This is a genomic window from Burkholderia arboris (genome assembly GCF_038723655.1).
Classification (GTDB): Bacteria; Pseudomonadota; Gammaproteobacteria; order Burkholderiales; family Burkholderiaceae; genus Burkholderia; species Burkholderia arboris.
In genome coordinates, this window is record NZ_CP109822.1 from 1,187,680 (window position 1) to 1,200,958 (window position 13,279).

11 protein-coding genes are annotated in these 13,279 nt (G+C 66.2%); 9 read left to right on the forward strand and 2 right to left on the reverse strand.

Annotated elements, in window-relative coordinates:
- Positions 1–257 precede the first annotated feature (257 nt).
- The 4 genes from OHZ10_RS22695 to OHZ10_RS22710 all read left to right on the forward strand — a co-directional run bounded on the left by OHZ10_RS22695 (position 258) and on the right by OHZ10_RS22710 (position 3,406).
- Positions 258–1,031, forward strand: coding sequence for an ABC transporter substrate-binding protein (locus OHZ10_RS22695; RefSeq protein WP_059237439.1), 774 nt, complete (start codon positions 258–260; stop codon positions 1,029–1,031).
- A 174-nt stretch (positions 1,032–1,205) separates the two neighbouring features.
- Positions 1,206–1,895 carry an ABC transporter permease gene (locus tag OHZ10_RS22700; protein WP_059237438.1) on the forward strand — a complete coding sequence of 230 codons (690 nt, stop codon included), beginning with the start codon at positions 1,206–1,208 and terminating at the stop codon, positions 1,893–1,895.
- Complete coding sequence (locus OHZ10_RS22705; protein WP_059237437.1) at positions 1,892–2,605, forward strand: ABC transporter permease; 714 nt, start codon at positions 1,892–1,894, stop codon at positions 2,603–2,605. Before OHZ10_RS22700 ends, OHZ10_RS22705 begins: the two co-directional genes overlap by 4 nt.
- Before the next feature lie 33 nt (positions 2,606–2,638).
- Positions 2,639–3,406, forward strand: a complete 768-nt coding sequence (locus tag OHZ10_RS22710; protein WP_174993080.1) for an ABC transporter ATP-binding protein — start codon at positions 2,639–2,641, stop codon at positions 3,404–3,406.
- Positions 3,407–3,477: 71 nt separating this feature from the next.
- Here OHZ10_RS22710 and OHZ10_RS22715 read toward each other — a convergent pair whose 3' ends face one another.
- Positions 3,478–5,799 (reverse strand): PA14 domain-containing protein, encoded by a 2,322-nt coding sequence (locus OHZ10_RS22715; protein ID WP_342705833.1) that lies wholly within the window; start codon positions 5,797–5,799, stop codon positions 3,478–3,480.
- Positions 5,800–6,191: 392 nt separating this feature from the next.
- Positions 6,192–7,232, reverse strand: coding sequence for a LacI family DNA-binding transcriptional regulator (locus tag OHZ10_RS22720; RefSeq protein WP_059237434.1), 1,041 nt, complete (start codon positions 7,230–7,232; stop codon positions 6,192–6,194).
- 317 nt (positions 7,233–7,549) lie between these two features.
- On the opposite strand from OHZ10_RS22720, the gene OHZ10_RS22725 reads away from it, so the two are divergent.
- The 5 genes from OHZ10_RS22725 (at position 7,550) to OHZ10_RS22745 (ending at position 13,238) form a co-directional block, all read left to right on the forward strand.
- Positions 7,550–8,467, forward strand: coding sequence for an aldose 1-epimerase (locus OHZ10_RS22725; protein WP_059237433.1), 918 nt, complete (start codon positions 7,550–7,552; stop codon positions 8,465–8,467).
- 127 nt (positions 8,468–8,594) lie between these two features.
- Entirely contained in the window at positions 8,595–9,623 is a 1,029-nt protein-coding gene (locus OHZ10_RS22730) for an ABC transporter substrate-binding protein (protein WP_174993083.1), read from the forward strand.
- A gap of 50 nt (positions 9,624–9,673) precedes the next feature.
- Entirely contained in the window at positions 9,674–11,230 is a 1,557-nt protein-coding gene (locus OHZ10_RS22735; RefSeq protein ID WP_342705834.1) for a sugar ABC transporter ATP-binding protein, read from the forward strand.
- Between the two features lie 33 nt (positions 11,231–11,263).
- Positions 11,264–12,241 (forward strand): ABC transporter permease, encoded by a 978-nt coding sequence (locus tag OHZ10_RS22740; protein ID WP_342705835.1) that lies wholly within the window; start codon positions 11,264–11,266, stop codon positions 12,239–12,241.
- Between the two features lies 1 nt (position 12,242).
- A complete protein-coding gene (locus OHZ10_RS22745; RefSeq protein ID WP_342705836.1) occupies positions 12,243–13,238 on the forward strand; it encodes an ABC transporter permease in 996 nt (331 codons plus the stop codon).
- Positions 13,239–13,279: the final 41 nt, after the last annotated feature.

Sequence of the window (13,279 nt, forward strand, 5' to 3'; positions counted from 1 at the left end):
GGTGCGAGTACGTATGGAGAAAGCTGTTGTTTAGCTTTTCGTAATTCGTAGTTAATTGAAATTAAAGGAAAAACGCCGTTGGTGAAACAATCCGCCGACAACTAGTGATAAACACGGATTGCTGGCGTACCTCCTGAAAAGGCAAAGTTGTATGTACAACTTCGAGTGTCGCCGGAAGGGCGATCCCCGGGTTGGAAGGGTTCACGGCGGCGCCGCCCGACGGGATCCCTGCCCAGTTCGCCTCTGACAGGAACGCCATGAAGAAACTCGCGCTCAGTATTGCCCTTGCCTGCATCGCGGTCGGTGCCCACGCCAAGGATTGGTCGACGATCCGGTTCGGCGTCGACGCCAGCTACCCGCCGTTCGAATCGAAGGACGCAAGCGGCAAGGTCGTCGGCTTCGACGTCGATCTCGGCAACGAGATCTGCGCGCGCCTGAAGGCGAAATGCGTGTGGATCGAGAACGACTTCGACGGGATGATCCCGGCGCTGAAGGCGAAGAAGTTCGACGGCGTGCTGTCGTCGATGTCGATGACGCCGGCGCGCGCCGAGCAGATCGCGTTCTCCGACAAGCTGTTCAATACGCCGACGCGCCTCGTCACGAAGAAGGGCGCGAACCTGCAGCCGACGGCCGATTCGCTGAAGGGCAAGTCGGTCGGCGTCGAGCAGGGCACGATCCAGGAAACTTACGCGAAGGCCTACTGGGCGCCGAAGGGCGTGCAGGTCGTGCCTTACCAGAACCAGGACGGCGTGTACCAGGACCTGATGTCGGGCCGCCTCGATGCGGCGCTGCAGGACGCGGTGCAGGCCGACATCGGCTTCCTGAAGACGCCGCGCGGCGCGAACTTCGAATTCGCCGGCAAGGACATCGACGATCCGAAGACGCTCGGCAACGGCGCCGGCATCGGCCTGCGCAAGGACGACGCCGACCTGAAGGCGAAGATCGACCATGCGATCGCCGACATCATCAAGGACGGCACGTACAAGAAGCTCGAGAAGAAGTACTTCGCGTTCGACGTCTACGGCGGCTGATCAAGCATGCGGCGCGCTCCGGCTGTGGCGCGCGCCGCGCCTGTCGTGGGTGCAACCCGCATCGCGTGACGTGTCCGACTTGATGAGCAGGGTGCATCAGGTTGTGCGCAGATATCGTTTGATGCGCGGCTAATGGCTATTGACAATCCAGCCACCTCGTTCTGGATCCCTCATATGATCTTCCAAGGATTTGGCCCGCTGCTGTGGGCCGGCACGGTCGAGACCGTGAAGCTCGCGGTGCTGTCGCTCGCCGCGTCGCTCGTGCTGGGCCTCATCGGCGCGAGCGCGAAACTGTCGACGAACCGCATGCTCAAGTCGATCGGCACCTTCTACACGACGCTGATCCGCGCGGTGCCGGACCTCGTGCTGATGCTGCTGCTGTTCTACGGGATCCAGATCCTGCTGAACAATTTCACCGACATGCTCGGCTGGGACCAGATCGACATCGATCCGTTCGTGGCGGGCGTCATCACGCTCGGCTTCATCTACGGCGCGTACTTCACCGAGACGTTCCGCGGCGCGTTCCTCGCGGTGCCGCGCGGCCAGCTCGAAGCCGGCTTCGCGTACGGGATGAGCGGCTGGCGCGTGTTCCGCCGCATCCTGTTCCCGCAAATGATGCGCTTCGCGCTGCCCGGCATCGGCAACAACTGGCAGGTGCTCGTGAAGGCCACCGCGCTCGTGTCGATCATCGGCCTCGCCGACGTCGTGAAGGCGTCGCAGGACGCAGGCAAGAGCACGCTCGATTTCTTCTTCTTCACGCTGGCTGCGGGCGCGATCTACCTCGCGATCACGACGGTGTCCAACGTCGTGCTGCATCACCTCGAGAAGCGTTATTCCGTCGGTGTCCGGAGGCTCGCACTGTGATCGAACTCGTCAGCCAGTACTGGCAAAGCTATCTCTATACCGACGGCTACCGCTTCAGCGGCCTCGCGATCACGCTGTGGCTGCTGGTCGTGTCGATCGCGCTCGGTTTCGCGCTCGCCGTGCCGCTCGCGATTGCGCGCGCGTCGTCGAACCGCTGGATCTCGGGCCCCGTCTGGCTCTATACGTACGTGTTCCGCGGCACGCCGCTCTACGTGCAGCTGCTGATGTGCTACACGGGCATCTACAGCCTGCAGGTCGTGCACGATCACGTGCTGCTCGACACGTTCTTCCGCAACGCGATGAACTGCACGCTGCTCGCATTCGTGCTGAACGAGTGCGCATATGCGACGGAGATCTTCGCCGGTGCGATCAAGGCGACGTCGGCCGGCGAAATCGAAGCCGGGATGGCCTACGGGATGTCGCGCTTCAAGCTCTATACGCGCATCATCCTGCCGTCCGCGCTGCGCCGCTCGCTGCCGAGCTACAGCAACGAAGTGATCCTGATGCTGCATGCGACGACGCTCGCGTTCACCGCGACCGTGCCCGACATCCTGAAGGTCACGCGCGACGTCAATTCGGCGACGTACATGTCGTTCCAGGCCTACGGCATCGCCGCCGTGCTGTACGCCGCCGTCGTGTTCACGCTCATCTGGGCGTTCCGCAAGCTCGAGACGCGCTGGCTCGCGTACCTCTCGCCGCGCAGCCATTAACGCATCCGCAAGATTCGCAAGGAAGGACCCAGCATGTACAAGCTTACCGTTGACAACCTGCACAAGAAGTTCGGCGACAACGAGGTGTTGAAGGGCGTGTCGATGAAGGCGAAGGCCGGCGACGTGATCAGCATCATCGGCTCGAGCGGCTCCGGCAAGAGCACGTTCCTGCGCTGCATCAACTTCCTCGAGCAGCCGTGCTCGGGGCAGATCACGATCGGCAGCGAACCGATCCAGACCACGCGTGACCGCAACGGCGCGCTGCGCGTGGCCGACCAGAAGCAGCTGCAGCGGATGCGCACGAAGCTGTCGATGGTGTTCCAGCACTTCAACCTGTGGGCGCACATGACGGTGCTCGAGAACGTGATCGAGGCGCCGATGGCCGTGCTCGGGATCGGCAAGGATGAAGCGGTCGCACGCGCGCGCAAGTATCTGGAGAAGGTCGGCCTCGCGTCGCGCGTCGAAGGCATGTATCCGGCGCACCTGTCGGGCGGCCAGCAGCAGCGCGTCGCGATCGCGCGTGCGCTCGCGATGGAGCCGGAAGTGATGCTGTTCGACGAGCCGACGTCGGCACTCGATCCGGAACTGGTGGGCGAAGTGCTGAAGGTGATGCAGAAGCTGGCCGAAGAAGGCCGCACGATGGTCGTCGTCACGCACGAGATGGGCTTCGCGCGCAACGTGTCGAATCACGTGATCTTCCTGCATCAGGGCAAGATCGAGGAGGAAGGGAATCCGCAGGAGATTCTCGTGAATCCGAAGAGCGAACGGCTCGGGCAATTCCTGTCGGGGCGGTTGAAGTAACCACGCGTGCGGGTTTTGCGTCGACGCCCGTGATGCCGTTGCGGCTTCACGGGCGCTGACGCGAACGACGCCTACTGTTGCGCAAGCGCATCCGTCAAAGGCCGCTGCGCGACACGCACGAGATTGTCGCGGCCCGCACCCGGGCTCGACCATTGCAGGTGCATGCTGGCCGGCCCGCTCGCATGCACGTACTCCACGCGGATCGGCACGTTCCGCTTCTGCGCGAGGTGGATCCGGCCCTTCGCGGTCGCGAGCCCCGGCTGTTCCTTGTCGATCACCTTGCGGCCGTCGATCCACACGCGCGCGACGTTGTCGCTCGTCACGCTGAACGTGTAGTTGTCGGCTTTCGGAATATCGAGCGCGCCGGTCCAGCGGATCGCATAGTTCGTCGCATTCATCCCCTTCGACGCGTCAGGCGAATCGGTGCCGCGCTCGGTATTCAGGTCGAAATCCACCAGCGGCGTGATCGACGAGAACACCGGCGTCGTGAACGTCGTGTCGTTGTAGTACGTCGCGTTCAGCACGCGCAGCCGCGAGCTGAATGCGCTCGCGAGCGCCTGCACCTCGGCCGTGCTCCACGGGTGGCCGTCGGGGTAGAGCGTGCCCTGGAACGGCGTCGCCGGCTCGACGGTCGCCGGTGCGGACGCCGTCTGCCCCCAGTGGAAGCGCGTATTCGTGCGGCCGATCATCAGTTCCCACACGAGGAAGCCCGTCTTGCCGCCGTAGGTGGATGCGATGCCGGCCATCGTCTGGCCCGCCTGGCCGCCCGGCCAGCCGCGCTGCAGCGTTTCCGAATTCAGGCTGTCGAGCAGGCTCGGCGGCCGCGAATAGTCGGGCGTCGTCGCATTGAGCGCATACGGGTGGAAGGCATGGAAGTCGGAGAAGTAGTCGCCTTCCGGCTCCTGCACGTTCGGCGAATTGATCGGCTGCGTCGCGCCCGCGTTCAGGATCGCGATGCGCGCGTCGTTCATCATCAGCGCGCGCGTCGGCTGCAGCGTGCCGTTGCCGCTGCAGCCGGGCTCGTTCATCGGTTCCCAGTACAGGATGCGCGGATCGTTGCGGTGCGCGGACACGAAATCGGCGATGTAGTGCTGCAGATCCTGCTTGTACGTGGTCGGCGCGCCGGCCGCGACCGGTTGCAGGTACTGCTGCTCGACCGACTGCCCGGGCGATTGCACCCAGCGGCTGTTGTGCGCGCCGAAGATTGGCGCAGGTTGCGGACCGTATGCGGGATCGACGTGCCAGCAGTCGTCGTAGAAGATCGGTGCAACCTTCAGCCCGTGGCGCGCGGCGATCCCGAGCAGGCTGTCGAACTTCGCGAGGAACGCGTCGCGATCGTTGACCCAGTTCAGGTAGTGCAGGTACACGGTGATCGTGTTCATCCCGTACGTCTGCGCGTAGTCGAGCTCGCGGTCGACGATCGCCGGGTCGTAGTTCTGCCAGAAATCGATCGCGTTGACGGCATTCCACGGGTTGTACACCGCGCCGACCACACGCGAGAAATCGTAGGTCTTCGGTGCGACGTCCGGAAAGCGGCTGACGGTCACGTTGCTGAACGCGACGCTCGCACCGAAGCGGCGCAGCCCGAATGCACCCGCGCGCAGCGCGGTCGTCAGGCCGCTCGTTGCGTCGTTGATGCTGATCACCTGCGTGCCGTCGACATACACCTCGATTGCGTTGTTGCGCGTGACGACTTTCAGGTGATGCGTGCTGCCCGGCACGACCGCGGGCGCCGGATAGTCGATGAAATCGGTCCAGTTGTTCTGCTCGCGGCCGACCTGCACCACGTGGCGCACCGCATCGAGCCCGATGTAGTAGCCCGTCAGCGCGTCGGTGCCGACCGTCGGGTTCGTCACGTGCACGATGAAGCCCGCGTTCGCGGTATTGGCGCCCGGTGCCGGTGCGCCGATCGTGACGTCCGCTTCGTACGATGCGTGGCCGTACGCCGGATGCTGCGCGTTCGTGACGAGCTTCGCGCCGTCCGTGCTCGTGCCGTCGATCCGGATCGTGTTGGTGCCGCCGCTCGTCCAGGCCGGGCCGTACGTATCGAAATCGGCGAGCGTCAGCGTTTGCGTGTCGGTTGCCACGGGCGGTGCCGGCGGTGCGTAGGGCGGCACGCCGCGCGACGACACGCGCAGCGCGGGCGTCGGCCCGGGCAGGCCGAGCGTGACGAGCTGGTTCGGGAAATGCGACGGGCCGCCGTGCCCCATGTTCATGAAGTCGCTGGATGCAGCGGCGTTGGCGGCAGCGGCGCTGTCGCTCGATGCGGCATCGATGGACGCACGCGCGGCGAGTGCCGATGCGGACGGGGCGGACGAATCATCGCCGCCGCACGATGCCAGCAGCACGACGACCGCCAGCGCGGCGGGCTTGAGACGAGACGTGATAGTCATTCTGGACTCCGGATGAATGAGGAGAAGCGGACGACTGGTGACTCGATGCGGATGCAGCGGTGTCCGGACAGGATGCGTCGCGGAACGGTAGGCGTGTGGTGTGCGGACGGGCGGAGCGGGCAGCGCGGCGGGTTCGCGCGCATTCGCTTCCGGTCACCGTCTCGTCGTGTTGCTGTGTCGCGGCTCGGGGTTCTGCCCGATGCCGACGCAAGTATAGAAATGCTTTGAAATTATTACTAATAATTTGGTGATGGTGTTTACCCTGAAGCTGGCGGGGGCCAAGGGCAAGCGGGACGGGAAGGGCGGCGCGGTATGCGCGCGGCAAGGCGCGCGGGCGGCAAACGTGCCGCGCCTTCGGGTGTTCGGCGGGAAGGCGAAGGCCGGCGGGGTACTTACGCGCTGGCCGATTGCGCGGCCGTCTCGACGGTGCGCACCGATCCGCGCTCGACCAGCGGCCCGTCGAGCTTGATCGCGCGGCGGCGCACGGGCATTCCGACCGCGCGGTTCTGCTCTTCCTGCAGCAGGATCTCGACCGCCCAGCGGCCGAGCTCGTAGTTCGGCAGCACGATCGTCGACAGCGGCGGGTGCGTGTGCCGCGCGATTTCCTGGTCGTCGTAGCCGAGCACCGACACGTCGTCGGGCACGCGCATCCCGAGATGCTTGACGGCTTCGATCGCGCCGATCGCCATCAGGTCGTTCGCGCAGAAGATTGCGGTGGGCGGGTGCGGCTCGCGCAGCAGCGACAGCGTCTGCTCGAAGCCCGTATCGGAACCCCAGTCGCCGTCGCGCACGAGCTCCGGTGCGAACGGGATGTCGGCCGTCGCGAGCGCGGTGCGATAGCCCTTCAGGCGATCCTTCGCGGCGTCCTGCCACGGTTCGCCGTTCACGTAGCCAATGCGCCGGTGGCCCGCGCGCAGCAGGTATTCGGTGGCCGCATGCCCGCCCGCGACTTCGGCCGGCACGATCGACGACAGCCCGCTGTCCGTCGTATAGCAGTTGAGCAGCACGGCCGGCACGCGCAGCAGTTCGGCCGGCAGCGTGACCTTGCGCGTATAGACGGTCGCATAGACGACGCCGAGCAGGTTCGGCATCGCGAGCACCGCGTCGAGCACCTGGCGTTCGATGTCGACGTTGCCGTGCGTCGAGTACACGGCGAGCAGCTTGCCGTTCGCATAGGCCGCGTCGCGTGCGCCGTCGATGTTGACGACCGGGTGCGGGCTCGTCGAGATTTCGTCGGCGAGATAGACGATCAGGTCGCGTTCGCCGCTGTGCGTCATCGCCACTTCGCGCGGCAGGAAGCGGTAGCCGAGCTCGTGCGCGGTCTTCAGCACCTTCTCGCGCGTGGCATCGGAGAATTTGGTGCCCGCCGCGTTGTTCAGCACGAGGGAGACGGTGGATTGCGACACGCCGGCAAGCTTGGCGATGTCGGTCATCGTGGGGCGACGTTGAGTAGAGCGTTTCACGGTAGGAGCGTGGTCCGGCCTCGGCAGGATGATGGGCAAATAAAATCGGTAATGAACAGCGGGTCGGATCAATCTGCCCCGACGGTAACATCGGCCATTCGGGCCGGCAATCAAGCTTTACGAGTGCCTGGCCCGGAGTCCTCGATGCCCAGATAATAATATCAACAAATATTATTGACCACGTGTGCCGCGTCGTGCCATCCTTTGCCGCACATGCCCGCGGCCGGATGCTGCACGCCGGCGGCGGGATCGTCAGCTTCATCCCGGGATGATCGATGCCGATGGGAATGCCCCGCCACGCCGACCTGATCGAACTCGCCAGCGGCTCGACCCGCGTGTGCGTCGCGCCGCACACCGGCGGATCGATCGCCGCGTACTACGAAGCAGGGCCCGACGGCCCGCAGCACTGGTTCCGGCCGACCACCGGCGCGGCGCTCGCGAGCGGCGATCCGCTCCGTTTCGCGAGCTTTCCGCTGTTTCCGTATTGCAACCGCATCCGCGACGCGAAGTTCGAATTCGACGGCCGCACGATCGACCTGTCCGGCCCGGACGATACGTATCGTCATGCGCTGCACGGTCATGGCTGGCGGCGCCCGTGGGCGGTCGAACGGTGCGGCGAAGCGCAGGTCGATTTGCGCTTCGAGCATCGTCCCGAGCCCGGCCGCCCGGGCGACTGGCCATTCCATTACGAGGCGCGCCAATCGATCCGGCTCGACGGCGGCGTGCTGTCGATCACGCTGTTCGCGCGCAATCTCGGCGCATTGCCGATGCCGTTCGGCATGGGCCATCACCCGTATTACCTGCGCACGCCGCACACCGTCGTGAAAGCGCACGTCGACGCGATGTGGCACGCCGATGCGGACGTGCTGCCGGTTCGCGTCGGCGATCATCCGGCCGTCGGCGCGCTGCGAAACGGGATGCCGGCCGACGCATTCGATCTCGACAACAATTTCGTCGGCTGGTCGCGCGAAGCGGCGGTGATCTGGCCGGAGCGCGGCCGGCAGGTCGTGCTGCGGGCTGAGCGGCCGTTCGACCAGCTCGTCGTGTATGCGCCGGCCGGCGCCGACGCGCTGTGCGTCGAACCCGTCACGAATACGACGGACAGCTTCAATGCAAAGGAATCCGCATCGCTCGTCGGCGGCTGCGTGCTGGCGCCGGGCGAGTCGCTGCAGGCGATGTTGCAATGGACGCCGGGCCCTGCCTGACGGGTTCGGTGGTACGGGATTATCCCGAGTCGGGCAGGCGATAATATCGAGTAATAATATTAATTCGTGACGCCGAAGCCAACCGTGTGTGCCACGGTGTGCGGGCCGATCACAATACCTGGAGACGATGATGCCGAGCCGTGCAAAGCTGCAACGTATCGTGGTGACGATGGGGGTGACGCTCGGATGCGTCGCGATCGCGCATGCGCAGGACAATGCGCAGAAGGTCGGGTCCAGTTCCGCGCAGACCTGCACGAATCCGAAGCCGGGCAGCGTGAAGCTGACCGATCTCGTGGTCGGTTTCTCGCAGTCGGAGAACGAGCAGAACCCGTTCCGCGCGACCGAAACCGCGTCGGTGCGTGCCGCGGCGAAGGCGGCCGGCGTCAAGCGGCTGCTGTATACGAATGCGAACGCGAACCAGGCGAAGCAGGTCGCCGATATCGAAAGCATGATCAACCAGGGCGCGCAGGCGCTGATCGTCGCACCGAACGATTCGACCGGCCTGCAGCCCGCGCTGGCGCAAGCGCGCGCGAAGGGCATCCCGGTCGTCACGATCGACCGGCAGACGGCCGGCACGCCGTGCCAGGATTTCATCACGTTCCTCGGCTCCGATTTCTTCCGGCAAGGGCAGCGCGCCGCGCAGGCGCTCGCCGATGCGACCGGCGGCAAAGCGGCGATTGCCGAGATCCAGGGCGGCTACGGCAATACCGTCGAGAGCCAGCGTACCGATGGTTTCGCCGACGGCCTGAAGAAATTCCCGAACATGAAGATCGTCGCGTCGCAGACCGCGAACTGGTCGGCCACCGAAGCGCAGAAGGTGATGGAGCAGGTGCTGCTCGCGCATCCCGACGTGACCGCCGTCTACGCGCAGGCCGACACGATGGCGCTCGGCGCGATGACCGCGTTGCGCCAGGCCGGCAAGCAGCGCGGCGTGACGGTCGTGTCGATCGACGGCACGAAGGACTTCGTCACCGCGATCGCGAACGGCTCGGCCGCGGCAAGCGTCGAGACCAATCCGCGCTTCGGCCCGCTCGCGTTCAAGTCGCTCGAGGCGTGGTTCGCCGGCAAGCCGGTCGCGCAGAAGCAGATCATGGACGACGCGCTGTACGACAAGGCGAACGCCAAGCATTCGCTCGAAGCGAACCTCGTCTACTGACCGGCCGGCAACCGCTCGGCAACCGCTCACACGCGAACGCGAGGCGCGCGATGGATGCAACGCTTCCCGCCGGACCCGGCGCAGACGATGGCGCCGGCGGCAAACCCGTCGTGCTCGAGACGCACGGCGTTGGCAAGACGTTCGGCGTCGTGCGTGCGCTCAATGGTGTGTCGCTGACGTTGCGCGCGGGCGAGGTGCACGGGCTGATGGGCGAGAACGGTGCCGGCAAGTCGACGCTGATCAAGATCCTCACCGGCTTTCATCAGCCCGATGCGGGCGCGATTCGCGTCGATGGCGCGCCCGTGTCGTTCGACAGCCCGCGTGCCGCGCAGCGCGCGGGCATCTGCGCGGTCTACCAGGAAATCAACCTGATCCCCGAACGCAGCGTGGCCGAGAACATCTTTCTCGGTCACGAGCCACGCCGTTTCGGCCCGTGGATCGACCGCCGCGCGATGCTGGCGCGCACGCGCGAAATCGTCGAGCGCTACGGGCTCGACGTCGATCCGGCCGACAAGGTCGGTTCGCTCGGGCTCGGCCAGCAGCAGATGGTGTCGATCGCGCGCGGCGTGTCGCTCGGCGCGCGCGTGCTGATTCTCGACGAGCCGACTTCGGCGCTGAGCGGTGCGGAAGTGGAAGTGCTGTTCGGTGTCGTCGATCAGTTGCGTGCAACCGGCATCGCGATCGTGCTCGTGAGCCATCGTCTGTCCGAGTGCTACCGGATGTGCGACCGGCTCACCGTGCTGCGCGACGGCGCGGTGGTGCGCAGCGATACACCCGGGCGGCTGCCGCGCATGGCGCTGATTTCGGCGATGCTCGGCCGCGAGGTCGGTGCGCACGGCCCGCGTGAACAGGCGGAAGCCGCCGCCGCCGATCCGACGCAGGAGCCGGCGCTCGCCGTCGATCAGTTGCGCTGGGGCACGCGCCTGCGCGACGTGTCGTTCCGTGTCGCGCCGAAGGAAATCGTCGGGCTCGCGGGCTTGCTCGGCGCGGGCCGCACCGAAACGTTCAAGGCCGTGTTCGGCGCGCAACTGCCGGATGGCGGCGCGGTGCGCGTCGGTGGCCAGGCGCTGAACGGCGCGGACCCGGCGCGTGCGATTCGCGCGGGGCTCGCGTTCCTGTCCGAGGATCGCCGCTCGGAAGGCATTTTTTCGAAGCTGTCGGTGCGCGAGAACATCGTCGTGTGCGTGCTGCCGCGCATCGCGCGCTTCGGCTTCATCTCCGTGCGCAAGCAGGAGGCGCTCGTCGAACGCTACATCCGCGAGCTGGGCATCAAGACGTCGCATGCAGGCGCGCCGATCTCGACGCTGTCCGGCGGCAACCAGCAGAAGGCGCTGATCGCGCGCTGCCTGTCGACCGAGCCGTCGGTGCTGCTGCTCGACGATCCGACGCGCGGCATCGACGTCGGCGCGAAGGCGGAAGTGCACGATCTCGTCAAACGGCTTGCCGATGAAGGGCTCGCCGTCGTCGCGACGTCGTCGGAGATGGAAGAACTGCTCGAGCTGGCCGACCGGCTCGTGATCCTGCATGAAGGCGCGACGAGCGGCGAGCTGTCGACACGCGGCGCGAGCCCCGACGACGTGACCGCGTTGCTCGCGAACCAGGCGTAGTACGCCGGATATCGACCTGAGGATGAGGAAAGCGTGAACCTTGCCAACCTGATGAGCGAACCGGACCAGGCACGCCGCACGTCGCGCCGCTCGCTGTTCGCGCAGGCGCGCGATCACAGCGTGTATCTCGCGTTCGTCGCGCTCGCGGTTTTCAACCTGATCGTCACGCCGGGTTTCTCGAATCCGCTTGCCGCACGCAGTTTGCTGTTCCAGGCCGCGCCGATCGTGCTGATCGCGCTTGGGCAGAACCTCGCGATCGCGACGCGCGGGATCGACTTGTCGGTGGGCTCGGTGATGGCGCTGTCGAGCGCGATCATCGCCGTGTGTCTGCCGTATGGAACGGGCGGAGCGTTTGCGGCGGCGATCGCAATCGGGCTCGCGGTCGGTTTCTTCAACGGCGGGCTCGTCGCGCGGCTCGGCATCGATCCGCTGATTTCCGGGCTTGCGTTGCTGGTTGCCGCGCGGGGGCTTGCACAGGCGTTGCTCGGCGGTTCGCGCGTGAGCCTGCCGCCTTCCGATGCATTCGATTTCATCGGCATCGGCACGTTTCTCGGGCTGCCGGTCGTCATGCTGATCGCGCTGGTGTGCGCGGCCATCGTGTTCTTCGTCGTGCGCAACACGACGTTCGGCCGCTACACGATCCTCGTCGGCGCGAGCCGCGATGCCGCGCATCTCGCGGGGGTGCCGGTGCGCCGCACGCTGCTCGCGGTTTATGCGGCGAGCGGGGCGCTGGCCGGGCTCGCCGGCCTGTTCGCGACCGCGCGGCTCGGGGCGGGCGATCCGAACTATGTCGGCGTGAATTTCGAACTCGACGCGATTGCCGCATCGGTGATCGGCGGCACGCCGCTGTCCGGCGGGCGCGTGTCGATCGTCGGCACCGTGTTCGGCGTGCTGCTGCTGCAACTGCTCGATGCCAGCTTCATCATGAACAACATCAGCTACACGTATGCACAGATCCTGAAGGCCGCGTTCATCCTCGGCGCGTTGTACCTGCAGCGCTCGGGAGCCTGACATGTCGACCGCGCCGATTTCCACGCACACCGCGCAGGACGCAGGCCGCGCGCGACGCGCGCAGATCGTTCGTCTCGTGCAGGCACGCGGTGCGATCGCGATTCTCGTGCTCGTGTGCCTGATCGCCGGCCGTGTGTTCCCGCATTTCCTGAGCGCGCCGAACCTGCTCGACATCGTCGCGGCCGCCGCGTTCGTTGCGCTGATCACGATCGGCCAGAGCTTCGTGATCATCCTCGGCGGGTTCGACCTGTCGGTCGGCTCGCTCGTCGGGCTCGGCACCGTGATTGCCGCGTATGCCGCGCCGTATGGATGGGGCGCCGCGCTGGCCGCGCCCGTGTGTGTCGGGCTGATCGTCGGGCTCATGAACGGCTGGCTGATCGCGCGGGCGCGGATGGCGCCGTTCATCGTCACGCTCGCCGCGCTGCTCGGGTTGAAAGGGCTGTCGCTCGTGCTCGCGAGCCAGGACATGCTGATCGCGAACCCCGGGTTCTTCGCGGCGATCGCGAACGGTTCGCTGTTCGGGATCGGCAATCTCGTGTGGATCGTGCTCGTCGCGTATCTCGCCGCTGCGTTCGTGCTGAATCACACACGCTACGGCGCGGGCGTGTTCGCGATCGGCGGCAACGAGGAAGCGGCGCGGATGCTCGGCGTGAACGTCGAAGGGCTCAAGGTCGTCACGTACGGATTGAGCGGGGCGCTCGCGGGGCTGGCCGGCGCGCTGCTCGCGTCGCGGCTCGATTCGGGGCTGCCGGGCGCCGGCAACAGCTACGAGCTGCAGTCGATCGCGGCGGCGGTGATCGGCGGCGTGCTGCTGACGGGCGGCGTCGGCACGCTGTTCGGCCCGCTCGCGGGCGTGCTGCTGCTCGGCGTGATCGAGAACGTGATCAACCAGGTCGGCACGTTGAGCCCGTACTACCAGAACCTCGCGAGCGGCGCGTTCCTGCTGCTCGCGGTGATCGCGCAGACGCTGCTGACCGGCAAGCAGCGCAAGCGGTGACGCGCACGGTGTCGTACGCTCGCAAACTGGAACGCTAAATG